The sequence below is a fragment of the Streptomyces sp. NPDC028991 genome (genome assembly GCF_055564775.1).
In genome coordinates this window covers 1-23,887 of record NZ_JBVHVP010000013.1, presented here as the reverse complement: position 1 = coordinate 23,887, position 23,887 = coordinate 1, and the positions used below count along the sequence as shown (strand labels likewise).

Genomic DNA, 23,887 nt, shown 5'->3' with positions numbered 1-23,887 from the left:
GTGGACCGTGATTCCCCCCCCCCCCCCCCGGACCACCGCCGTTTCCCTCTTCCTCTTTCCCCCCCTCTGCTCTGTGTCCCCGGCTACGTCCGCCGCCGGTACCGCCGCTCAGCGGGGCGCCGTGGACAGTGCCCCGGACCGTCCGCCGCGCTCCCGGCGGCGACGCGACGCCCGTGACCGTCGTTCCGCGAACTCGTCATGGACGTCACCGCCGACCGCCGGGAGACCTCGTCGCCCGGCGTGATGAGCCCCGTCGCGCAATGCCGTTGTATGGGGACGAGCCCTGTGATGCCCGCCGGCGAACCGGCGCCCAACGGAACCGCCCGCCGGGGCCCTTCTCGTCCGCCCGCCTTCCCCCTCGCTGCGACCGACGATCCGGCACCGCCGGAGGCGCCGGCCGCACCGGCGGCAGCGCGGACGGACGAGATGGGCCCCGAGACCGTCAGCCGCGAACCGTCCATCGCACGCGAGGCGATCGGCTGGTGTAAGCGCCACGGCTGGACCGGGGGCGACCCGACGACCGGCACAAAGCGGCGGCCGGCCGCACCGGACCGACGCGCGTCGGCTGCCCGCGGCAACGAAGTGCGGCGTACACCCATCACCGCGATCTACACCCGGAGGAGAGGGACAGGGGCCCGCACTACACCCAATGCAGTACGCCGGTCCAGCCCCAGGGGCGGATCAATTGCGGCAGTTCCCGGGTGAGCATGGAGAGGTACCCCGGTCAGCGCCTCTGCCTCCCCCCATGTGCCGGGTCTTCGTCCTGCCCGTAACCCGACGGATTGGTCCCAGGTGGCTACGTTCCTCTACCGACTCGGCCGACGCGCCTTCCGGCGCCGCGGCCTCGTCGCCCTGCTCTGGGTGGCCATACTCGTGGGCGCCGGCGTCGCCGCATCCACGGCGCCCGCCCCGCCCGAAGACTCCTTCTCCATGCCCGGCACCGAGTCCCAGAAGGCATTCGACCTCCTCGACGAGCGCTTCCCGGCCGCCAGTGCCGAGGGCGCCACCGCGCGCGTCGTGATCCGCGCCCCCGACGGCGGGAAGATCTCCGACCCGGCCGGCAAGGCCCAGGTCGAGGAACTGGTCACGGCCCTCGGCGACGGCCCGCAGGTCGCCTCGGTGGCCGACCCGTTCAAGGCGGACGCCGTCAGCCAGGACGGCACCACCGCGTACGCCTCCGTGACGTACAAGGTCAACGCCATGGAGCTGACCGACCAGGCCCGGGACGCGCTCAACGCGGCCACCGACGACGCGCGCAGCGACGGCTTCACCGTCGAGACCGGCGGCGACGCGGTGATGGCCGAGCAGGAGATGGGCGGTACCGCCGAGCTGATCGGCATCGGTGTCGCCGCGATCGTGCTGCTGCTGACCTTCGGCTCGCTCGTCGCGGCCGGCATGCCGCTGCTCTCGGCGATCATCGGTGTCGGCATCGGCATCTCCGCCATCGGGGCGCTCGGCAGCACGCTCGAACTCTCCGCCACGACCTCGACCCTCGCCATGATGATCGGCCTCGCGGTCGCCATCGACTACGCCCTGTTCATCGTCTCCCGCTACCGCGCGGAGATCGCCGAGGGACGCACCCCCGAGGACGCCGCGGGACGGGCGGTGGGCACCGCGGGCTCCGCGGTCGTCTTCGCGGGACTCACCGTCATCGTGGCCCTGTCGGGCCTCGCGGTGGTCAACATCCCGATCCTCACCAAGATGGGCCTGGCCGCCGCCGGCACGGTCGGCATCGCCGTGCTGATCGCGCTCTCCCTCACCCCGGCACTGCTCGGCTTCGCCGGCAAGAAGGCGCTCAGCCGCAAGGACCGCAAGGCGCCCGCCGGGCAGCGGGACGCGTCCGCAAAGCCGAAGCTCGGCACCCGCTGGGCCCGATTCGTCCTGCGGCGCCCGGTGACCGTGCTGCTGACCGCGGTGCTCGGTCTCGGCGTCATCGCGGTGCCGGCCGCGAGCATGGAGCTGGGTCTGCCCGACGAAGGCAGCTCCGCACCCGACACCACGCAGCGCAAGGCCTACGACATGCTGTCCGAGTCCTTCGGAGCCGGATTCAACGGCCCGCTGATGGTCACCGTCGACACGCGGGACGCGGACGACGCGAAGGCCGCCGCCGACACCGTCGGCAAGGAGATCAAGGGCCTCGGCGAGGCCGCGGCCGTCACCCCGGCGAACTTCAACGAGGCGGGCGACACCGCCCTCCTCACGGTCGTGCCGAAGACGGGGCCGAGCGAGGCGGCCACCGAGGCGCTGGTGAAGGACATCCGCGGACTGTCCGGCGACATCAAGGCGGAGACGGGCGCGACCATGCTGGTCACCGGCGCGACCGCGATGACCATCGACTTCTCGCAGACCCTGGACGACGCGCTCATCCCGTACCTGGCCTTGGTCGTCGGCCTGGCCTTCCTGCTCCTGATGCTGGTCTTCCGCTCGGTCCTCGTCCCGCTGAAGGCCGCCCTGGGCTTCCTGCTCTCGGTGGCCGCGGCGCTCGGCGCGGTGGTCGCGGTGTTCCAGTGGGGCTGGCTCGCCGGCGTCTTCGGGGTGGACCAGCCGGGCCCGATCATGTCGATGATGCCCATCTTCATGATCGGTGTGGTCTTCGGCCTGGCCATGGACTACGAGGTCTTCCTCGTGACCCGCATGCGTGAGGCCTACGTCCACGGATCGTCCGCCGCCGATTCCGTCACCACGGGCTTCACCCACGGCGGCCGGGTCGTCGCGGCGGCCGCGATCATCATGATCAGCGTCTTCTCCGGCTTCATCATGGAGAACGACGACATGATCAAGATGATGGGCTTCGGCCTCGCGATCGCGGTCCTCTTCGACGCCTTCGTGGTCCGCATGGCCATCGTGCCCGCGGTGCTGGCCCTGCTCGGTACCAAGGCCTGGTGGCTGCCCAAGTGGCTGGACCGCCTGCTGCCGAACGTCGACGTCGAGGGCGAGAAGCTCCACAAGGAACTCGGCGACACCGCCGCGCCCCCGGAGCCCACCCGCGAGCCGGAGAGGGCCGGCGTCTGACGCTCCGCCACTCACGCCTACCGCCCCGGTGACCTGGTCCTCCAGGTCACCGGGGCGTTCGCGGGCCGGGTTCGCCGACGGGGAGGCCGACGGGGAGGCGGACGGCCGGAGCCTCGCGGACAGAAACCGACCGCAAGGCTTCCTACTGTCCTCCCATGACTCAGACGCAGAAGCTCCTTGTCACCGGCGCCACCGGAACCGTCGGCCGTCAGGTCGTCGCCGAACTGCTCGCTCGCGGCCACGCGGTCCGCGCCCTCACCCGGGACGCGGCGGGTGCCGCTCTGCCGGACGGCGTGGAGGTGGTCCAGGGCGACCTCACCGAGCCCGACACGCTCGCCCCGGCCCTGGAGGGCGTGACCGGCCTCCACCTCATCACCTTCGGCGGCCCCTGCTTCGCCCCGCTGGAGACCGGCCCGAGGATCCTCGAACTGGCCCGCGCGGCCGGCGTCCGGCGGGTCACCGTGCTGCACGGCGGCGGGCCCTCGCCGCTGGAGGACGCGGTGCGCGCCGACGACGGGGTGGACTGGACCGTCCTCATGCCGGTCGAGTTCATGGCCAACGCCCTGGAGTGGGCGGACCGGATCGCGGCCTCGGACGAAGTACGTGAGCCGTTCGTCTCCCGGCTGAGCGCCATGGTGCACGAGGGCGACATCGGCGCGGTCGCGGCGGTCGCGCTCACCGAGGAGGGCCACGGGGGCCAGGAGTACGTGATCACCGGCCCGGAGCTGCTGACCGTCGGCGACAAGGTGGCGGCGATCGCCACCGTCCGCGGCCGGGACATCGCGCTGGTCGAGCTCACCGAGGAGCAGGCCGTCGCGCGGTGGCGGGCGGCCGGACATCCGCAGGACGTCATCGGCTTCCTGCTCGAGGCGTACGGGAACACCCCCGAGGTGGGGCGCACCGTCGTCCACACCGTCGAGAAGGTCACCGGCCGCCCCGCCCGTACCTTCGCCCAGTGGGCCCAGGAGCACGCGGACGCCTTCCCCGCGGCGACGGCGTAGGGCGCCCGCCGGGTCCGGGTGCCCTCTCCGAGGCGACTGCCGTCGTGGCACGCCTCGCCCGGCGGGCGGCAGCCACCACGCCGGCACCGCGGCCGGCCCGCCCACCGTCGGCGCCGGGGCGACGGCCCCGTGCCGCCGGTGGGCGGGCCGACGGGCGACGCGTCCCTCAGAGGTTCTGGGCCGCGTCGCCGAGCGCCTCGTCGAGGATGGCGACGCCCCGGGCGATCTCGTCGTCGCTCGCGGTCAGCGGGGGCGCGATGCGGAAGATACCCCCCATCCCGGGCAGCTGGACGATGTTCATGTGCAGCCCGAGATCGAAGCAGCGCCGGGTGACGGCCGCGCCCAGCCGGTCGGCGCCGCCCGCCCCGAGGACCTGGTCCCCGACCAGTTCCACGCCCAGCAGCAGCCCGCGACCGCGGACGTCCCCGACGACGTCGTGACGTGCGGCGAGCCCGTCGAGGCCATCGCGCAGGGTCGTGCCGAGCCGGCGCGCACGCTCGTCGAGACGGTCGCGGACCAGGACGTCGAGGACGGTGTTGCCCACGGCGGCCGGCAGCGGATCGTTGACGTGGGTGGTGAAGAAGAGGAATCCCCGGTCGTGGGCCTGCTGCTCGATCTCCGCACTGGTCAGTACGGCGGCCAGCGGCAGCCCCGCGCCGAGCGTCTTGGACAGCGTGAGGATGTCGGGGACGACCCCCTCGTGCTGGAAGGCGTACCAGTCGCCGGTGCGGCACAGCCCGGTCTGGGCCTCGTCGAGGATCAGCAGCATGCCGCGCTCCCGGCACTTGTGCGCCAGGGCCGCGAGATAGCCCGGCGGGAGCTCGACGACGCCGCCCGAGCTGAGGATCGGCTCGACCAGGCACGCGGCCAGGCTGCCGACCGACTGGGCGTCGATCAGCTCGAAGCCCATGTCCAGCTGGCGGCGCCAGTCGAGTGCTCCGTCGCCGTCGACGACGGCGGGACGGAAGCGGTCCGGCACCGGAAGCGCGAAGTTGCCCGGCGCGGCGGGGCCGTAGCCCTTGCGGCCGGCGCTGTAGGTGGCGTTCGCGGCGGCCTGGGTCATGCCGTGCCAGGACCGGGCGAAGGACACTATCTCGTGACGGCCGGTGACGAGTTTCGCCATCCGCACCGCGGCCTCGTTCGCCTCCGCCCCCGTGGTCAGGAGCAGCGCCTTGTCCAGGGAGTCGGGCAGGGTGCCGGCCAGTCGGCGCGCGAGCTCCACGACCGGGCGGCTCAGCATGCCGCTGTGGAGGTGATCGAGGTGCGCGACCTGCTCGCGCACCGTCGAGACGATCGCCGGATGGGAGTGCCCGAGGATCGCGCTCATCTGACCGGAGGTGAAATCGAGCAGCTCACGGCCGCTCTCGGTGAACACGGACGTGCCCGCGGCGCGGACGACGACCTCCGGCGAGAAGGGGGCGTGGCCGGAGTAGCGGATGAGGTGGCGCTCTGGGGCGGCGAAGGCTGTCTCGGAAGGCATACGGCCGACGTTAGGGACGCAAGGCTGCGCGCGTCCATCGCACGGATCCGACGCTGCTGTACGGCAAACCCGAACACACCTCCGTACAATCGGGGTGTGCTCAACTCGGGACGGCTGCGGCTGCTCAGCCTGCTGGACACTCTCGGTACGGTCCGCGCGGTCGCCGACACGCTGCATCTGAGCGCATCGACGGTCTCCCAGCAACTGGCCGTGCTCGAGACGGAGACCCGTTGCCGGCTGATCGAGCGGACCGGCCGGCGCGTGCGGCTGACCCCGGCCGGTCTTCTGCTGGCCCGCCGGGGCCGGGAGATCCTGGACCGGATGGCCGAGGCCGAGTCCGAACTGCGTGCCCTGAACGACGAGCCCATCGGCACCGTCCGGCTCGGCGTGTTCCAGAGCGCGATCTACACCCTCGCGGTGCCGGCGGCGACGCGCCTGGCCACCACTCACCCGCACCTGCACCTCGAACTGATCGAGATGGAGCCGCACGAGAGCGGACCCGCCCTGCGCTCGGGCGAGGCCGACGTCATCGTCACCACCACCGACTACGCCGGCCTCTCCTGGGGCGCGGACCTCGAGGTCATGTCCTTGGGGACCGACCCGGTCGTGTTGGTGCTGCCGCGTGGCCACCCGCTCGCCACCCGCACGGCGGTGAACCTCGCGGCGTGCGAGGAGGAGACCTGGGCGTGTGACCGGCCACAGTCGTACATGGCGGACCTGACCGTGCGACTGTGCCGCGAGTCGGGGTTCGAACCCCGGGTGGCCTGCCGGTTCAGCAACTATCTGATGCTGCTGCGGCACGTCGAGACGGCCGGATCGATCGCCCTGCTGCCCGCCCTGGCCGTCACACCGGACCACGCGGTCGTCACCCGGGAGCTCAGCCCGCCCGTGCACCGCAACGTCGCCGTCGTGGTGCGGCGCGGCACCACGCAGCGCGCCGCGGTGAACGCGGTCATCGCCGTGCTGCGCGAGCACCCGGACATCCCGGCCCTGGCCGCCCCGGACCGAGCCCGTGCGCGTCCTGACGACGGCCACCACCCGTGATCGCCTGACGGACAGGAGCGGCCCGGTGTCCGGCGCCCCCTCCCTCAGCCGGTGGCAGGCCCGGGAATCCGGCCGTGCATGTCCTTGAACATGGTCCGGATCGACGCGTCGAAGATCTCGGCCTGATGGCCGCCCAGGAAGGACGTGTGCCCGAACACCTCGAGGACGACCAGGCCGTGCAAGTGCCCCCACGCGCTCATGAAGAGGCAGACCGCGGGCGGCGGCAGGTCTCCCTGCGCGTTCGCGGGAAGGTGTTCCAGATGCTCCCGGAGCGCCGGTGAGAGCGGGGGGACGTCGGCGGCGGCGAGTTGCGCCGCGGTGAACCCACGGAACAGCTCGTGCTGGAAGATCGCGCCCATCCGGCGGACCGCCTGGGTGGTCGGTCCCTCGGCGGGCGCCGCGTAGTACCGCAGTGGTGTGCCGTAGAGGAGCTGGAAGCGCTCGGGGTGGGCGATGCCCCAGCGGCGATAGACCTGAGCCAGCGTCACCAGGCGTGGTGTGGACGGGTCGTCCGCCGCCGCGTCGACGGCCGCCTGCAACGCGTCGGCCAGGTCCTCGTACGCCTTGGTGATGAGGGCCGTGACGAGGGCGTCCCGGTTCGGGAAGTAGTGGTAGAGCGCCTGCACGGTCATGCCGAGGCTGCGGGCGACCGCTCGCAGGGACAGGGCCGCGGGGCCGTGCTCTCGGATGTGCCGCTCGGCGGCCTCGACGATCTCCCGGGCCGCGGCGGCCCGACGCCGCTCGCGCAGGGACGGCGGAGCCGGCGGCTGTTCCTCTGAAGGCATGCGGCGAGCGTACGGGTACGAGACCTGACCGTGTATCAATAAGCCGAACACTGTTAGGGAAATCTCATACTGCCAAAACTTCGGCCGTCTCACTAACGTCGTCTTGCGGCGACGAAGCGTGCGACACCGCACCCGACTCCGACGGGGCGACGAGCCTCCACGGAGCACCGTGCCGACCCCCGAGAGGTCAACTGCGGCTGCTTTCCGTCGCCTTCACCGCAAGGACTCAAAGGAGAACGTGCGTGTTTGAACGCATAGCCGAACTGGCGATTCGCCGGTCCCGGCTGGTACTCGTGGTCGCCGTCGTGGCCGTGGCCCTCATGGGTGCCGTCGGGGCCGGCGCGTTCGGCAAGTTGAAGGGGGGCGGCTACGACGACCCGGCCTCCCAGTCCACCCGGGCCGGCGAGGCCATCGAGGCGAGGTTCGGCGGGGAGACGAATCTGGTCCTGCTGGTCCGAGCCCCCGAAGGCGGCCTCGACACGCCGGAAACCGAGCGGAGCGGCCGCGCCCTGGCGGCCGACCTCAGGAAGGAGCCGGACCTCGAGAACGTCGTCTCGTACTGGGACGCGGAGAAGGCCGCCCTGCGCTCCGAGGACGGCCGCGAGGCCCTGGTGCTCGCCCATGTGAAGGGCGACGAGACAACGCAGCGCGAGAACGCCGAGAGCGTCATCGGCGAGTACACGGGAGCGCGGGAGGGCGGGCTCGACGTCCGGGCCGGAGGCGGCGCGGCCGTGGGCAACGACCTGGAGACGCAGACGCCGAAAGACCTCCTGCTGGCCGAGGCCATCGCCGTGCCGCTGACCCTCCTGCTGCTCCTGGTCGTCTTCGGCAGCGTGGTCGCGGCCCTGCTGCCGCTGGTCATCGGGACCTTCGCCATCGCGGGAACGTTCGCCGAACTCGCCCTCCTGGGAGGCGTCACCGACGTCTCCGTCTCCGCGACCAACCTGACCACGGCCCTGGGACTCGGACTGGGCATCGACTACGCCCTGTTGATGATCAGCAGGTTCCGCGAACAGCTCGCGACCGGGTCGGCCGTGGACGACGCCGTCCGTCACACGGTACGCACCGCGGGCCGTACGGTCGCGTTCTCCGCCGCGACCGTGGCCGTCGCGCTCGCGGCGCTGCTGGTCTTCCCGCAGTACTTCCTCCGCTCGTTCGGCTACGCCGGCGTCGGAGTCGTCGTCATCGCCGCCGTCAGCACCCTGTTCGTCATGCCGGCCCTGTTCGTCGTCCTGGGCCACCGGGTCAACAGCGGACGGCTGCCGTGGGCGCAGCGGTCACGCGCCGGCGCCCGGGCGCCCCTGTGGGGACGGCTGGCCCGCACCGTCACACGGCGGCCCGCGCTCACCGCCCTGCCCGTGCTGGCGGTGCTCCTGGTGGCGGCGAGCCCGCTGCTGGGGATCACCCTGGGCACGCCGGACGAACGCGTGCTGCCCGAGGGCGCCGAGAGCCGTCGGGTGGCCTCGGTGCTGCGGGAGAAGTTCGACGGGAACGACGCCGCAGCCCTCCACGTCGTCATCGACGAGTCCGTGGCCGCGGAGCCGCTCGGCTCCTACGCGGCCGAACTCTCCGGCCTCGGGGGCGTCGTCCGCGTGGAGGCCGGCACGGGAACCTACACCGACGGACGTGCCACGGCGGCCGGCCCCGGCAACACCGCACTCAGCCGCCCCGAGGCACAGCGGATCACCGTGGTCAGCGGCCTGACATCGAAGTCGGACGAGGCCCAGAGCCTGGTCGAAGAGGTGAGAGCGGTGGCGGGGCCCGCGGGAACGGAGCCCCTGGTGGGCGGCACGGACGCCCAACTGGTCGACTCCAAGGGCTCGATCGGCGGCCGGCTTCCCCTCGCCCTCGGCCTGGTCGCCCTCACCACCTTCCTCCTGCTCTTCCTCTTCACCGGCAGTGTCGTGCAGCCGCTGCGCGCGCTGGTCCTCAACGTGATCAGTCTCGGAGCGACGCTCGGGGTCATGACCTGGATCTTCCAGGACGGCAACCTCTCCTCCCTGCTCGGCGTCACACCGCAGCCGATGGAGGCGTCGATGACCGTGCTGATGCTCTGCATCGCCTTCGGTCTCTCGATGGATTACGAGGTGTTCGTCACCAGCCGGATCAAGGAGCTCCACGATCTCGGGGAGGACGACGAGTCCGCCGTGGTCGACGGTCTCGGCCACACCGGACGCATCGTCACCGCGGCGGCCTGCCTGCTCGCCGTGAGCTTCTTCGCCTTCGGGACCGCCAAGATCAGCTTCATGCAGATGTTCGGCCTGGGCAGCGGGCTGGCCATCCTCATCGACGCGGTCGCCGTACGCGGTGTGCTCGTACCCGCCGCCATGCGGCTGCTCGGCCGCCGGGCCTGGTACGCACCCGGCTTCCTGCGGAGGTTCCACGGTCGGTTCGGACTGAGCGAGGGCGGCCCCGCGCCCGCGCCGGCCGCGGTGCCGGAGCCCGCGGCGGCGAAGGCGCCCCATGTCAAGGACTCGACCGGAGTCTGACCCCGCGCCCGCCCGCCCGCGCCCGCCCGTGCCCGTCTCCGCCCTCGCCGGAGGCGGGCACGGGCGGGCGCGTCGGTGGCCGGGACGAGGGAGCCGGGTGAACTCAGCGGCCGACGGAGGCCGAGCCCTCCGCGCCGGTCTCGCCCGCCGCTCTGAACTCCACGGCGACGACACCGTCGACGCGTCGGCAGAGCTCTTCCAGCACGGAGACGGACACGTCGTCCGGGAGCCGGCCGCTGAGGACGACGTGGCCGTGTGTCACGTCCACCTGCATCGACGAAGGAGCCAGCCCGAGGGACCTGACCAGGGCCTCCTCGATGATCTCGGTGCGGATCGCCCGGTCCGTGCGCAGGAAGACCCGCAGCAGGTCGCTCCTGCTGACGACGCCGATCAGCCGCTCTCCTTCGTCGACGACCAGAAGCCGTTTGATGCCGTGCCGGGCCATCACACGGGCGGCGTGGACGACGCTCCAGCCCTCCCGCGCGCAGACCGCGGGTGAGGTCATGAGCCCCGCCGCGTCCGTGGCGGACGCCTTGCCTCCGTCCGGCCGGGCCCCCTCCTCGTACTCCGGGGAGCGGTCGGGGTCCGCACCCCACATCTTCTGCAGGAGGTCGGCCTCGGACACCACCCCCACGGGCCGGTCCCCCTCGTCCACGACGGGCACCGCTGTGATGTCGTACTCCTGCAGCAGGTGGGCGATCTCCTTGAACGGTGTGCCGCGCTGGACGCGGACCACGGCGTCGCTCATGAGGTCGCTCACCTTCTGGTGCTTCATCGAGGTTCTTCTCCTCCGCTGCCGGCCTGTGCCGACCGGCGTCCGTCCTACTTGCCTGTGTAAACGATCTGCCGGTCGCGGGAGTGCCCCGGGGGTCGTTCGCCGGCACCGAGCAGGAGCAGCGCGATGTCGTCGCCGGGGCTGGGTGCGTGCCGGATGAGGGTGTCGGCCATCGCGTCGAGGTCGGTGGGATCGGTGTGTTCGAGGAGCCCGGCGAGGGCCGCGGTGGCGTCGTCGGGGTCGACTCCCGGCGCTTCGACGAGTCCGTCGGTGTAGAGGACGAGCACGCTGCCGGGCGGCAGGTCGCATTCCAGTGCCGAGTAGCGGGTGTCCGGCTCGATGCCGAGCAGGAGTCCGGGTGGTACCCGCAGGAGTTCGACGCGTCCGTCGGTGTGGCGCACGAGCGGCGGCGGGTGGCCGGCGCTGGCCAGGCAGGCACGGTGCGTGTTGAGGTCGAGGTGGACGTAGACGCAGCTGGTGAACAGGTCGGGGTCCAGGTCGGTGAGCAGGCGGTTGGTGCGGGCAAGGACGTCGTCGGGGGTCGCCCCCACGGTGGCGTGGGCGTGTACGGCGGTGCGGACCTGCCCCATGAGCGCGGCGGCGTCCACATTGTGCCCCTGTACGTCGCCGATGGTGGCGCTGGCCGTGCGCTCGTCGAGGCGGATGACGTCGTAGAAGTCGCCGCCGATGCCCAGTCCCCGGGCCGCCGGAAGGTAGCGGGCGCCGACCCGCAGGCCGGGTACGTGGGGGAGGGTGTGCGGGAGCAGGGCGGACTGCAGGCGGTGGGCGAGGTCGTGTTTGGCGTCGTAGAGCCGGGCGCGGTCCAGGGCCTGCCCGACCAGGCCCGCCAGTGAGGTGAGCGCGGCTCGTTCGCCGGGCGGGAAGGCGTGGGGCCGGGCGTAGGCGAGGAGGAGGGAGCCGATGGGCCGGCCGGACGCGATCAACGGAAGCACCGCCCAGGCGGCCATCCCGTCCTCGTGCGCGGTGCCGGGGTAGGCCTGCCGCAGTTCCGCGAAGGACGCGAAGAAGTCGGGGACCCCGCGGGCCATGACATTGGCGCCTGGGACGGCCGAGCTCAGGGGGACGGCGTCGAAGCGGTCCATGAGTTCGGCGCGGTAGCCGCGGTGGCCGAGGATCTTCAGACGGCCGCTCTCGGCGGTCATCAGCACCATGGCCTGCGCGCCCAGAGCGGGCAGCAACTGGTCGGCGGTCTGCTCCACCACGTCCTGCACACCGACGGCCTCGGTCAGGGTGGAGGCCAGGTGCATCAGGTGGTACAGAACGGTGGCGCGACTGGGGCCGGCGGGCCCGGACGGCGCCGGGGGAGCCTCCTCGGCCGGGCCGCCGCGCGTGATGCGGACGCTGATACCGGTGGCGTCCGGGTACAGATCGAAGGCCAGCCGGGTATCCGGGGGACGCAGGACGGTGAAGTGCTGCGGCCGGCGGCTGACCAGCGCGGCCCGGTACCGGTCCTCGACATGGGGGACGTCCATCCACGGCAGCGCCTCCCACGGCAGGGCGCCCACCAGATCGGCCTGACCGGCGCCGACCAGCTCGGCCGCGGCCGGGGTGATGAAGGTGATCCGGCCGTTCATGTCCAGCGCGCAGGAACCGCCCGGCAGGCGGTCGAGGAAGGCCGACACCGCGGTCGCCTCGGCGGGGGAGGGGGTGCGGCCGGCCGGCGGCGGCAGGGTCCGGGGCCGGTCCTCGGGCAGCAACGGCTCGCCGTGGTCCGCCGCCTGCTGAAGGAGCCCGCCCAGGTGACGGCAGCCCTCCTGGATGACCTCGCGCTCGGACGCGCTCAGCCGAGCCGAATGGCTACCGGACCACAGCAGCACCAGACCTCCCCGGACGGTCGTACCCGAGGCGAGCGGGGTGGCCGCCAGCGCGAAGTCGTACGGCAGCACCAGCGCCGGCCGTGGATACAGGCGCGCCATTTCCTCCCGGCCGCCGACCCAGACCAGTCGCCGCTCGCGGACGGCGTCCGCCACCGGCATCGGATCGGTCAGCGCGACGCGCCTCCACGGGGCGGCGATCTCCTGGGGGACGCCCGCCACCAGAACCTGCCACAGGGCGTTCTCGCCCGGCGGCAGCACGTACAGCAGCCCTCCGAACGCACCGCTCTCGCGCAGCACGGCGGCCACCGCGGTGTCCATCAGAAGTCCGGCTGCGGCAGGGCTGCTCGACGCCGACCACACCGAGCGTCACACATATTGAGGACCCTACGCCCGTCCTGCCGTCATGGCATGTGATGGCCCGGGTCCCGGTCGGCGCCGGCGCGCGTGCGGGCCCGCCGTGCCCCTCATAGTCTGGTCCTGCTCGGGGACTTCCCGTGGAGAGGTCTGTCCATGCCCCGGTCGATCTGGAGCGGCGCCATCTCGTTCGGTCTGGTGACCGTGCCGATCCATGTGGTCGGCGCCACCGAGGACCACAGCATCCGGTTCCACCGGTACCACCTGGCGGACCAGGGAAGGATCCGGACCCGCAAGGTCTGCGAGCTCGAGGACCGGGAGGTGCGCCCCGACGAGATCGGCAAGGGGTACGAGCTGACCAGGACGCAGATCGTGCCCGTCACCGACGAGGACCTGCGGGAGCTGCCGCTGCCGACCGCGAAGGCCATCGAGATCGTGGCGTTCGTACCGCTCGGGTCCGTGGACCCGATCAGGATCGGCGACGGCTACTACCTGCAGCCGGACGGACAGGTCGCGGCGAAGCCGTACGAGCTGCTGCGTCGGGCCCTGGCCCGGTCGTCGAAGGTGGCGGTGGCGAAGTACGCCTGGTCGGGCCGGGAGCGGCTGGGCCTGCTGCGGGTGCGGGAGGAGGCGATCGTGCTGCACGCCATGCGCTGGCCCGACGAGGTCCGAGACCCCTCCTCGCTCACCCCTCCTCCGGTCGAGGTGGCCGAGGAGGAGATCGCGGGGGCGCTCGCGCTGATGGACACGATGACCCGCGACGACCTGGAGGGCGACGAGTTCCGGGACACCTACACGGATGCCGTCGCGGACCTGATCGAGGCGAAGCGTGAGCACAGGGTGCCGCCGGCGGCACCCGAGCGGGAGGAGCGGCCGGGGCAGGTGCTGGACCTGATGGCCGCCCTGCGGGAGTCCGTGTCCCAGGCGAGGGAGTCCCGGGGCGACGACGGGCGGGCCGAGGTGCACGAGCTCCCCGGGCCGAAGAAGAAGGCCACGGCCGGGAAGGCGCCCGCCGGGAAGACCACGGCGCGGAAGTCCACGGCGAAGGGATCCACGGCGAAGGACTCCACGGCGAAGGGATCCACGGCGCAGAAGTCCACGGCACAGAAGAAGACCGCGGCGAAGGGCACGACCGCGAAGGGCACGGCCGCGAAGAAGGCGGCGGCCCGCAAACCGGCGGCCCGCAAGCCGAGGAGTGCCTAGGGACCCGTCGCGCGGGCCGGCCGTCCACACGAGGATGCCGTCGTTCCACGGTCCGGCGGCGTCGAGTCCCGGGACCCGGGTGGTGCCCGTGGCGGCATGGACCGGACGGCCGTCGACGACGAAGCAGTTGACGTGACTCCTACTGCAACCGCCATCGCGTCGCCGCCCGCTCCTCCGACACCCCGGACTCCTCCTGCGGGAACCTCGGCTTCCGCTGTGCCAACGACTCAGCCCGGAGCGACTGACCGATCCAGCACGGCCCGCCCCGCCGCGATGATGTCCGCCAGTTCCCCGGTCTCCCGCTCGGTGAGGGGTGTCAGCGGCGGGCGGACCGGTCCGGCCTCGATGCCCGCCAGGGTCACCCCCGCCTTCACCAGTGACACCGCGTACCCCGGCACACGTTGGCGCAGCCGGACCAGGGGGTGGAAGAAGGCTCGCTGCAGCGCGTCGACCGTCGTCCGGTCCCCTTCCTCGATGGCGCGGTGGAAGGTGAGGGAGATGTCCGGCGCGAAGGCGAAGGCGGCCGAGGAGTACAGCTCGACGCCCAGCGCCCGGTACGCCGGCTGGCTCGCCTCGGCCGTGGGCATGCCGTTGAAGAACTGGAAGCCCTTGCCCGACGCGCTCAGTGCCTCGTGCACGGCGGGCACGATGCGCGCGACGAGGTCGAGGTCGCCGGTGCCGTCCTTGAACCCGGCCACGGTGGGCAGCCGGGCCACCTCCGCCGCCGAGCGTTCGTCGAAGCGGGCGTTCGCCCGGCTGTACACGATCAGCGGCAGCCCGGTCTCCCGGCCGACCGCGCGGGCGTAGGCGACGAGTCCCTCGGGGGGCGACTGGACCAGGTAGGGCGGCATGAGCAGCAGGCCGTCCGCGCCGGCCTCGGCCGCGGTCCGGGCGAACCGCCGGGCGAGTCCCAGCGCGCCGCCGACCCCGGCGTACACCGGGACGTCTCCGGCCGCCGCCTCGACGGCGGTACGCACGACAGCGGCGTACTCCTCGTGGTCCAGGGCGTGGAACTCGCCGGTGCCGCAGGCGACGAACACTCCGCCCGGTCCGGCGGCCACGCCCGCCTCGACGTGCCGGCGCAGCGCGTCGAGGTCGGTGTCGCCGGTTGCGGTGAACGGGGTGACGGGGAAGAAGAGAACGCCTTCGAGCACGAGTGGTTTCCTAATCTGTTGAGGAGGCGGCGGACCGGGGTGCGGAGCCGCCGTGGCCGACGGCTTCGTGAACACCGGCTCGGACGACGTTGACGAGCGGGTCTCCGCGTCCCAGACGGCCGATGTTGGCGGCGATCTCCGCCGCGCGCGCGGCGAAGGTGTCGGTGGTGTGACCCGAGTGGTGCGGAGTCATCACCACGTTGGGCAGTTCGTGGAAGGGCAGCCGGCTCGGCGCCTGCGGTGGTCCGGCCCACCACACGTCCAGGGCGGCGCCGCCGATCGCGCCCGAGCGGAGTGCCTCGTAGAGCGCCTCCTCCCGGACCACCGGCCCCCGCGCCACGTTGACCAGCAGCGACCCGGGCCCCATGGCCGCCAGCTCGGCCGGTCCGATCAGCCCTCGGGTGGCCGGGCTCAGCGGAACCGTGACCACCACGATGTCGGACTCGGCGAGGAGTTCGGGCAGCCGGTCGTCGCCACCCACCCAGTCGGGCCGCAGGCCGGCGGGGACCGGGGCCGAGGGGTCGCGCCGCACGGCGCGCACCCGCAGGCCGACCGCCTGGCACAACCGGGCGACCTCGGTGCCGGTCTCGCCGAATCCGATGATCCCCACCCGGCGGCCCGGCAGCGTCGTCCCGAAGGGGAGTCCGGGGTCGACGGCCACGCTGCGCCACCGCCCGGCCCGCAGTGCGCGGTCGGCGCCCAGCACACCCCGGGAGAGCATCAGGACGGACATGAGCACGTGCTCGGCGATGGAACGGCCGTGGTGGTGGGTGGTGGCGACCGTGACCCCGGGAGCGAGCGCGTCCAGCGGAATGCCGTCGTAGCCGGCGCCGACGACGTGGACGAGCCGTAGCCGTACGGCCCGCCGGGCGTCCTCGGCCCGCAGCTTCGAGCCGATGTAGACCTCGGCGTCGGGGAGGGCCGCGGAGACCCGGGCCGTGTCCCACGCGCAGGTGTCCAGCCAGACGTGGCGGCCCTCCGTGGCCGCCTCGAGCCGCTCGTGGAACCGGCTCAGGATGCGGTGATCGAGCATGATGCGCACGGACGGGTCACCACCGAGGGGTCTTGGTCGGGAAGGACGGGTCGAAACGGCGCATGTAACCCGTGTCGTCACGGTCGCGCAGTCCGCAGTCGAGGTACTGCCGGTGCAGGCGCGGGAGTGCCTCCCGGTCCAGCTCGACGCCCAGCCCGGGAGCCGTGGGTACGGCGAGACCGTCCTCGCCGAACCGCAGCGGCGCCGGGTTCCACCACGTCCTCGTCGGGGCGTTTCCAGGGCCAGTGGGTGTCACACGCGTAGGTCAGCCGGGGCGTCGCCGCAGCCAGGTGGGTCATCGCGGCGAGGCTGATGCCCAGGTGCGAGTTGGCGTGCATCGACAGCCCGAGCCCGAAGGTCTCGCAGATCGCCGAGAGCCGGCCGCGGTCCACGGTGTTGCTGCCGGTCACCATCGCGGCCATGCCGTCACCGCCCGCGGTGTCGGTACCGAGCGCCCGAGTGGTGCGTGCGATCAGTTCGTTGAGGCTCCAGACCTCCATGCCGGCCAGTTCGGCGGCGGTGCGGCGCAGCCGCTTCAGGAGCAGGGTGCCGCCGTAGGTCTCGCCGATGCCGCTGACGCCGCTCTCCGTGGTGACCTCCACCACGGCGCGCAGCGCGTAGGGCTCGTGGACGCCGACGGAGTTCAGAAAGGGAGGGTCCCGGAAGGCCACGGGGGTCACGGCGACATCGGCGACGCGTTCGGAGGTACCCGCCATACCCGCCATCCTCATATGTAGTTCACGTTCGCATTTGTGGACACCCAGTTGTAAGCATGGGTGGGCGGCGGTGTCAATGGGCCGGCCGTTCCGGTACCGGGGTGGGCGAGGTGCCCTCGGACGCTCGCGGCGGCATCCGGCCGGGATCCGGCCGGGATCCGGTGCGGGAGATGTCCGGTCCTCCGCATGTCTTGACGCTGTCACCGAGCCGGTTTAGCTTCGGCGTTCACAGATGCAGACCGAATGCGCAGGTGTAGACAGCTCGGGTGGTCGGCCCCATACCCCCCGTGCTCGGAACGCGCCACATCAGCACTTCCCCGGAGACACGCGACGATGAAGTCCTCCGTTTCATCCACCCAGCGCGCCGCACCAGGGCGGCCCCGTACGACGAGCGCGATGCTGCTGGCGGGTGCCGTGCTCGTGTCCAGTGGGTGCGCCGTGGCGAACAGCGCCGGCGGCGACACCGGCCGGGCCGACGGCCGCACCCTGCGGGTGGTGCTCACCCAGGAACCGCCGACCCTGGAACCCTGTGAGGCATCACTGACGGGTACCGGTGTCGTCGTCCGGTCCAACATCACCGAACCACTGGTCGAACGGGATCCCGCGTCCGGTGAGTTGCACCCCCTGCTGGCGACCGGCTGGAAGCAGACCGGGCCCCGCACCTGGACCTTCGGCATCCGCTCCGGGGTGACCTTCCAGAACGGCGCGCCCTTCACCGCGAAGGACGCCGCCTTCTCCATCGACCGGGCGGTCAACTCCGGCCTCGCCTGCAACGTCGAGGGCTACGTCTTCGGCGACGACGACCTGACGGTCGAAGCGGTGAACGACGGCCGGCTGACCGTCACCACCGAGAAGCCCGACCCCATCCTGCCGCTGCGCCTGAGCTTCGTGGAGATCGTGCCCCGCACGACCGACACCGAGGCCAAGGTCCGCGTCCCGGTGGGCACCGGTCCCTATGCCGTCCGCTCCTGGCAGACCGGGGCGGCCATCACCCTCGACCGATTCGACGACTACTGGGGCGACGCTCCCGCCTTCGCCCGGGCCCGCTATGTCTGGCGCGGTGACGCCGGCGTACGCGCCGCCATGATCGACAAGGGCGAGGCGGAGATCGCCGTCGCGTTGGACCCGATGGAGGCGGAGAAGGACACGACGGTCGCCTACCCCAACAACGAGACGACCGCCCTGCGGCTGGACGGCCGCGAGCCACCCCTGGACGACATCCGGGTGCGCCGGGCTATCGGCCTGGCCGTGGACCGCGACGGCATCGTCGACGCCCTGCTCGGCGGTCTCGCCGAACCGGCGGGCCAACTGGTCCCGCCCGGAGTGGTGGGCCACGGCGACGGCATCGCACCACCCCGGCAGGACGTCGCCGGGGCCCGAGCCCTGGTGAAGGAGGCCCGGGCCGACGGTGTGCCCACCGACCGGCAGATCACCCTCGTCGCCCGCAACGGCATGTTCTCCGGAGTGTCGGAGACGGCGGAGGCCCTGCAGTACCAGATGCGGCAGATCGGCCTGAACGTACGCGTCCGCATGGCCGACACCGCCACTCACCTCCAGTACCAACTGCGTCCGCTGCCCGAGGACGTCGGCCCCATCGCCCTGCTGATCATGCACGGCAACCAGGCCGGCGACGCGGCCTTCACCACCAGCCAGTACCTGCTGAGCGACGGCCCGCAGTCCACGTTCGGCACCGAAGCCCTGGACCGGCGCATCGCCGAGGCGGGCGCGCTGTCCGGTCACCAGCGGCAGCAAGCCTTCGCCGGCCTGCTCGCCGAGCAGAACGAGTCGGTCGTCCAGTACGCCCACCTCGCCCACATGAACGGGCTGCTCGGCCTGTCACCGTCGATCCACTACGAACCGGACTCCGCCACCGGAGACGAACTGCGGCTGGCCGAGGTCCGCCCGGCCAAGGGGGCGAAGCGCTGACATGATCCCTTTCCTGCGCAAGCGCATGGTCTCCAGCGCCGTCCCCCTGATCTGCGTGGTCCTCGGCGTGTTCTTCCTGGCCCGGATGACCGGCGATCCCGTCGACCTCTACCTGCCGCTCAGCGCCACTCCCGAGCAACGTGCCGAGTTCTCCGCCGCGCAGGGTTTCGACCTCTCGATCCCCGCTCAGTTGTGGAACTACCTCGTCGACGCCGCCCGTCTGGACTTCGGGACCTCCCTGCGGACCGGCCAGCCGGCCGGCTCGATGGTGATCGACGCCTATCCCGTCACCCTTCAACTCGCCGGCGTCACCATGCTGCTGGCGATCACCGGAGCCGTGCTGGTCGGCAGCCTCGCCGCCTACCGCCCCAACTCCCTGATCGACAGGATCGCCAGCCTGCTGTCGATGACGGCCGCCAGTATCCCCGACTTCTGGTTCGCCATCATGGGCGTGCTGGTCTTCGGCGTGGGGCTCGGACTGCTGCCGACCTCGGGCACGCTCGGCGGCCCCGAGATATGGGTGCTGCCCATCGCGACCCTGCTCATCCGCCCCTTCGGCGTGCTGGTCCAGGTGGTCCGCGGCAGCATGGTCACCGCGCTGGCCGCGCCCTACGTCAAGATCGCCCGGGGCAAGGGCGCCACGCCCCGGCGGGTGATCTTCGGCCACGCCCTGCGCAACGCCGTCACCCCGGTGCTGACCGTGGCGGGCGACCTGACGGTGGGCCTGGTCAACGGCGCGGTGATCGTCGAAACGATCTTCGGCTGGCCCGGCATCGGCAAGCTCATGATCGACTCCATTCTCCAGCGCGACTTCGCGGTGCTCCAGGCGGCCGTGCTCCTGACCGCGGTGACGATCTTCGCGCTCAACATCCTCGTCGACGTCTGCCACGCGCTGACCGACCCCCGAGTACGTCAGGCGGTGCCGGCATGAGTGAAGGAAGCACGATGCCCCGCGAAGAACGGGCCGCGGCAGACGAGGCCGCGGCCTCCGCCGCCCGCGATGCGCGGCCGAGCAGGTGGAGGATGCTGCTCCGGGACCGGGCAGCGGCCGTGGGCGCCGTCGTCCTCACCGTGGTCGCCCTGGTGGCTCTCTTCGGCCGGCTGTTCATCGGCGACCGGGCACAGCGCCAGGACCTGGACGCCTCACTCCGGCCACCGTCCCTGAGCGACGGGGTGTACGGACTGCTCGGCACCGACGTCCTGGGACGCAGCATGGTGGCCCGGCTGATCGAGGCGGCGGGCACGACGCTCTCCGTCGCCGTCCCGGCCGTGCTGTGCTCCCTCGCGATCGGCTCGGCGCTCGGTCTGTGGGCCGGCTACCACGGAGGACGCCGCGAGAGCGTGGCCCTGCGGATCGCCGACGTGATCCTCAGCTTCCCCTCACTGCTGATCGCGGTGGTCGTGCTCTACGTCTTCCAGCCCAGCGCGCTGAACCTCGTACTGATCCTGGCCGTGACCCGCGTGCCGGTGTATCTGCGCACCGCCCGGGCCGAGGCGGCGGAGCTGCGCAGCAGGCTGTTCGTCGACGCGGCCCGGACCTTCGGCACACCCGGCCGGATGATCATCTGTCGGCACATCCTGCCGATCGCCCTGCCGACGCTGCTCACGGTCGCCACCCTCGACTTCTGTTTCGTGATGCTCACCGAGTCCTCACTGAGCTTCCTGGGCATCGGCATCCAGCCCCCCGACGTCAGCTGGGGTCTGATGGTCGCCCAGGGGCGGCAGTACCTCCAGACCGCGTGGTGGATCACCGTACTGCCGGGTCTCGCCATCGTGCTCACGACGGTGTCCGCGACGGTGCTCGCCGCCTGGGCCCGTATCGCCACCGACCCCGCTCAGCGCTGGCGCCTGACACTGCCCAGGAAGCGCCGGCGCACCGCCCCGGCCGCCGTACCCCCGGAGATGACCGCGTGACGACCACCACCAGCCCCGCTCCGTCCGGCACCCCGGCCCTCGACGTCGAGGGACTGTGCGTGGACCTGAGCACGCCCACCGGTACGGTACGCGCCGTCGACGGCGTCAGTTTCAGCGTCCACCGCGGCCGCACCCTCGCCCTCCTCGGCGAGTCCGGCTGCGGCAAGTCGATGACCGCGCTGTCCGTGGTCGGACTGCTGGACCCCGCGGCGGCGGTGACCGGCGGCGCCGTCCGGGTCAGGGGGGACGACACCCTCCGCATGAGTGCGGCGGAACGCCGGAAGCTGGCCGGCCCCGTTCTGTCGATCGTCTTCCAGGACGCCCTGACCGCCCTCAACCCCGTGCAGCCGGTGGGCAGACAGATCGGCGAACCCTTCCGCATCCACCGCGGACTCTCCCGGCGCCAGGCCCGGGAGAAGGCGATCGAGCTGATGACGCGGGTGGGCATCCCCGAGCCGAGGCAGCGAGCCCGGTCCTACCCGCACCAGTTCTCCGGCGGCATGCGACAGCGCCTGCTCATCGCCATGGCCGTCGCCCTCGCTCCCGACGTGCTCATCGCCGACGAACCCACCACCGCCCTCGACGTGACCGTGCAGGCGCAGATCATGCGCCTGCTGCGGGACCTTCAGGACGAACGGGACATGGCCGTCGTCCTGATCACCCACGACCTGGCCGTGGTCGCCCAGCGCGCCGACGAAGTGGTCGTGATGTACGCCGGGACGGTCGTCGAGAACGGCCCGGTGCACGACGTCTTCTCCGCGCCCCGCCACCCCTACACCCGGGGACTGCTCGACTCGGTACCGGAGGGCAGCGTGCGCGGACGCCCGCTGCCGGCCGTCCCCGGGAGCCCTCCCGAGCTGAGCGCGGTGCCGCCAGGCTGCGTCTTCCAGGCCCGCTGCCCGCTGGTGCGCGAGCGCTGCGTCCGGGAGCGGCCGGCCCTGCGTGCGTCGGGCGACGGCCGTTTCGCCGCCTGCCACTTTTCCGAGGAGCTCGACCGTGTCTGAGTCCCGCGCCACCACCGCCACCCCCGGGCCCCGTCCGGACGGTACGCGGGAGCACCCGCCGCTGCTGGAGGTCCGGGGCGTCACCAAGACCTTCGGCAGCGCCCGGCGCCGCCTCACCGCACTGGACGGGGTGCACCTACAGGTCGGCCGCGGCCAGACCCTCGGGCTCGTCGGCGAGTCGGGCTGCGGCAAGTCCACCCTGGCCCGGGTGCTGCTCGGGCTGGAGCGTCCGGACGCGGGCACCGTGCGGTTCGACGGTACCGACCCCTTCGCCCTGCGCGGCAAGGAACTGCTGGCCTGGCGCCGCCGGGTGCAGATGGTCTTCCAGGACCCCTTCGCCTCGCTCAACGCGCGCATGTCGGCCGCCGACCTGATCGGCGAGCCCTGGCGGACCCACCGGGCCGTCGTGCCGGGCGTGAAGGCCCGCGAGAAGCGGACCCGTGAACTGCTGAACCTGGTCGGTCTGCGGGAGAGCGACGCCCACCGCTACCCCAACGAGTTCTCCGGCGGGCAGCGCCAGCGCATCGGCATCGCCCGCGCGCTGGCGCTGGATCCCGACCTCATCGTGTGCGACGAGCCCGTGTCCGCCCTCGACCTGTCGGTCCAGGCGCAGGTACTCAACGTCCTCTCCGACCTGCGTACGCGTCTCGGCGTCACCTACGTCTTCATCTCCCACGACCTGTCCGTGGTGCGCCACGTCTCCGACCGCGTGACGGTGATGTACCTGGGCAAGGTCGTCGAACACGGCGAGACGGAGGACGTTTTCGAACGCCCTCAGCACCCCTACACGGCGGCGCTGATGTCGGCGGCTCCCGTCCTGAACACCGGCCGCGGCAACCGCCACCAGGAGATCCGGCTCCAGGGGGAGATCCCCTCTCCCTTCGACATCCCCTCCGGCTGCCGCTTCCGCACCCGCTGCTGGCGCGCCGAGGACCGGTGCGCGACCGAGGTACCACCGGTCGTCGTCCGGGACGCGCCCGACGGGGCCGAGCCGCACACCGCCCTGTGCCACTTCCCCCTGGGCACGGGGACGGAGACGGCTCGAACGTGACCGGCCCCGCCCGGTACCTCACGCTCCTCATCGCCGGGGCGGTGATCGCCCGGCCGCTGTCCCGCCGGCCGCTGTCCCGCCGGCCGGAGGTACGGCGGATCCGCACGGCCACCACGGCACTCGCGGTGGCGGGTGTCGTGGCGTTGGTGGTGGCGGGTAGCGTGGCGCCGGTGGTTCGGCAGTTCGTCCGAACCGTTCCGACCGCACTGGCCCGGCGGGCGAGGCCGGGCGCCGGCCCACGTCCGGCCGGGCCGTCCCGGGACCCTGCTCCTAGGCGCGCAGCAGCCGCTGGGTGAGCTCCCGGTACTGCCGCAGCGCGAGCCGGAGTTCTTCGTCCTGAGTCTCGGGGTCCCGTTCCTGCCAGCTCTCGTGGAGGACACGGCGGCGCTCCGCGAGAGCGTTCAGGAGATGGGCGGCGGCGTCGTCGAAGGCGCCCTCCGCCTCTTCCAGCGCTTGGCGCGGAGTGTCGGCGAACGTGTTCATGGCCTGGCGCAGGCGCAGCAGGACCGCGTCCCGCTCGTCCGACGGCAGGAGCGCGTCCGGTGCCGCGGAGCGGTGCTCGGGGCGACGCGAGGGCTGGTCCGACGGCTGCTGTGCGCGCGTCTGGTCGTACATCATCGAATGCCGCTTTCCTGGGTTGCGTGGATCACCGGGGTCCCCCGGAGCGGCCTGGCTCTGCGCCGTACTGGTAGTCAACGCCCGATGGCGGTGTGTGTCAACGCGGTGACTGCCGGGCGCCCCGGTCAGTGCTGGGTGAGGGACTGGGGGTAGTCGGTGATGATGCCGTCGACGCCGAGGCCGGTCATTTTGCGCATGGCGCCGGGTTCGTCGACGGTCCAGACGTTGGTGTCCATGCCGAGTTCGTGGATGCGGTCGACGAGGGCTTGGTCGGTGACGGTGTGCTGGGGGTTGATCTGGTCGGCCCAGGTGCTGAGCTGGAGGAGTTCGGTGTCGGTGGGGCGGTCGGCGTCGAGGATGCCGATGGGGACGTGGGGGAGGTGGGTGTGGAATTGGTGGGCGTCGTCGGTCTGGAAGGACTGGACGGCGAGTTGTTCGCGGGTGAGTGCGTGGCGGAGGTAGCGGGGTTTGTTCCGGAGGTTTTGGGCGA

General features: G+C 72.2%; 18 protein-coding genes and 2 pseudogenes. 11 read left to right on the top strand and 9 right to left on the bottom strand.

Features of this window, described 5'->3' with window-relative positions:
* Window positions 1-792: 792 nt before the first annotated feature.
* The gene (locus ACZ4V1_RS23735; RefSeq protein WP_468339311.1) at window positions 793-3,012 is read left to right on the top strand and encodes an MMPL family transporter; all 2,220 of its coding nucleotides are present in this window, start codon (window positions 793-795) and stop codon (window positions 3,010-3,012) included.
* A 155-nt stretch (window positions 3,013-3,167) separates the two neighbouring features.
* Window positions 3,168-4,013: an NAD(P)H-binding protein gene (locus ACZ4V1_RS23730; RefSeq protein ID WP_468339309.1), complete on the top strand. Its 846-nt coding sequence runs from the start codon at window positions 3,168-3,170 to the stop codon at window positions 4,011-4,013.
* Between the two features lie 166 nt (window positions 4,014-4,179).
* Here ACZ4V1_RS23730 and ACZ4V1_RS23725 read toward each other — a convergent pair whose 3' ends face one another.
* Entirely contained in the window at window positions 4,180-5,493 is a 1,314-nt protein-coding gene (locus tag ACZ4V1_RS23725; RefSeq protein ID WP_468339307.1) for an aspartate aminotransferase family protein, read from the bottom strand.
* Between the two features lie 96 nt (window positions 5,494-5,589).
* On the opposite strand from ACZ4V1_RS23725, the gene ACZ4V1_RS23720 reads away from it, so the two are divergent.
* Complete coding sequence (locus ACZ4V1_RS23720) at window positions 5,590-6,537, top strand: LysR family transcriptional regulator (protein WP_468339305.1); 948 nt, start codon at window positions 5,590-5,592, stop codon at window positions 6,535-6,537.
* A gap of 44 nt (window positions 6,538-6,581) precedes the next feature.
* On the opposite strand, the gene ACZ4V1_RS23715 is transcribed toward ACZ4V1_RS23720, so the two are convergent.
* Entirely contained in the window at window positions 6,582-7,322 is a 741-nt protein-coding gene (locus ACZ4V1_RS23715; protein ID WP_468339303.1) for a TetR/AcrR family transcriptional regulator, read from the bottom strand.
* 242 nt (window positions 7,323-7,564) lie between these two features.
* On the opposite strand from ACZ4V1_RS23715, the gene ACZ4V1_RS23710 reads away from it, so the two are divergent.
* On the top strand, window positions 7,565-9,811 hold the full coding sequence (locus ACZ4V1_RS23710; RefSeq protein WP_468339301.1) for an MMPL family transporter: 2,247 nt from the start codon (window positions 7,565-7,567) through the stop codon (window positions 9,809-9,811).
* Window positions 9,812-9,914: 103 nt separating this feature from the next.
* Here ACZ4V1_RS23710 and ACZ4V1_RS23705 read toward each other — a convergent pair whose 3' ends face one another.
* A complete protein-coding gene (locus ACZ4V1_RS23705; protein ID WP_468339299.1) occupies window positions 9,915-10,586 on the bottom strand; it encodes a CBS domain-containing protein in 672 nt (223 codons plus the stop codon).
* Between the two features lie 47 nt (window positions 10,587-10,633).
* On the bottom strand, window positions 10,634-12,742 hold the full coding sequence (locus ACZ4V1_RS23700; protein ID WP_468339297.1) for a SpoIIE family protein phosphatase: 2,109 nt from the start codon (window positions 12,740-12,742) through the stop codon (window positions 10,634-10,636).
* A gap of 192 nt (window positions 12,743-12,934) precedes the next feature.
* Here ACZ4V1_RS23700 and ku point away from each other — a divergent pair, with 192 nt between their 5' ends.
* Window positions 12,935-13,981 (top strand): non-homologous end joining protein Ku, encoded by a 1,047-nt coding sequence (ku, locus tag ACZ4V1_RS23695; protein ID WP_468339295.1) that lies wholly within the window; start codon window positions 12,935-12,937, stop codon window positions 13,979-13,981.
* A 134-nt stretch (window positions 13,982-14,115) separates the two neighbouring features.
* Window positions 14,116-14,226, top strand: a pseudogene (locus tag ACZ4V1_RS23690) (formylglycine-generating enzyme family protein); the annotation flags it as partial.
* Here the strand turns inward: ACZ4V1_RS23690 and ACZ4V1_RS23685 are convergent.
* The 3 genes and pseudogenes from ACZ4V1_RS23685 to ACZ4V1_RS23675 all read right to left on the bottom strand — a co-directional run.
* Window positions 14,209-15,135, bottom strand: a complete 927-nt coding sequence (locus tag ACZ4V1_RS23685) for a 5-dehydro-4-deoxyglucarate dehydratase (RefSeq protein WP_468339294.1) — start codon at window positions 15,133-15,135, stop codon at window positions 14,209-14,211. The pseudogene ACZ4V1_RS23690 and the gene ACZ4V1_RS23685 overlap by 18 nt on opposite strands.
* A gap of 10 nt (window positions 15,136-15,145) precedes the next feature.
* Window positions 15,146-16,168: a 2-hydroxyacid dehydrogenase gene (locus tag ACZ4V1_RS23680; protein WP_468339292.1), complete on the bottom strand. Its 1,023-nt coding sequence runs from the start codon at window positions 16,166-16,168 to the stop codon at window positions 15,146-15,148.
* Window positions 16,169-16,184: 16 nt separating this feature from the next.
* Window positions 16,185-16,545, bottom strand: a pseudogene (locus ACZ4V1_RS23675) (enolase C-terminal domain-like protein); the annotation flags it as partial.
* A 672-nt stretch (window positions 16,546-17,217) separates the two neighbouring features.
* Here ACZ4V1_RS23675 and ACZ4V1_RS23670 point away from each other — a divergent pair.
* Genes ACZ4V1_RS23670 through ACZ4V1_RS23650 form a run of 5 tightly spaced genes read left to right on the top strand, consistent with a single transcriptional unit; the run spans window position 17,218 to window position 22,779 of the window.
* A complete protein-coding gene (locus ACZ4V1_RS23670) occupies window positions 17,218-18,810 on the top strand; it encodes an ABC transporter substrate-binding protein (RefSeq protein WP_468339290.1) in 1,593 nt (530 codons plus the stop codon).
* A gap of 1 nt (window position 18,811) precedes the next feature.
* Window positions 18,812-19,741, top strand: coding sequence for an ABC transporter permease (locus tag ACZ4V1_RS23665; protein WP_468339288.1), 930 nt, complete (start codon window positions 18,812-18,814; stop codon window positions 19,739-19,741).
* Between the two features lie 14 nt (window positions 19,742-19,755).
* Complete coding sequence (locus tag ACZ4V1_RS23660) at window positions 19,756-20,724, top strand: ABC transporter permease (protein WP_468339286.1); 969 nt, start codon at window positions 19,756-19,758, stop codon at window positions 20,722-20,724.
* Window positions 20,721-21,728: an ABC transporter ATP-binding protein gene (locus ACZ4V1_RS23655; RefSeq protein ID WP_468339284.1), complete on the top strand. Its 1,008-nt coding sequence runs from the start codon at window positions 20,721-20,723 to the stop codon at window positions 21,726-21,728. Before ACZ4V1_RS23660 ends, ACZ4V1_RS23655 begins: the two co-directional genes overlap by 4 nt.
* The gene (locus tag ACZ4V1_RS23650; protein ID WP_468339282.1) at window positions 21,721-22,779 is read left to right on the top strand and encodes an ABC transporter ATP-binding protein; all 1,059 of its coding nucleotides are present in this window, start codon (window positions 21,721-21,723) and stop codon (window positions 22,777-22,779) included. The genes ACZ4V1_RS23655 and ACZ4V1_RS23650 overlap by 8 nt, the downstream gene beginning before the upstream one ends.
* A gap of 270 nt (window positions 22,780-23,049) precedes the next feature.
* Here ACZ4V1_RS23650 and ACZ4V1_RS23645 read toward each other — a convergent pair whose 3' ends face one another.
* Window positions 23,050-23,394, bottom strand: coding sequence for a hypothetical protein (locus ACZ4V1_RS23645; RefSeq protein WP_468339658.1), 345 nt, complete (start codon window positions 23,392-23,394; stop codon window positions 23,050-23,052).
* Between the two features lie 128 nt (window positions 23,395-23,522).
* The coding region (locus ACZ4V1_RS23640; RefSeq protein WP_468339280.1) for a glycerophosphodiester phosphodiesterase at window positions 23,523-23,887 on the bottom strand (365 nt) is incomplete at its 5' end.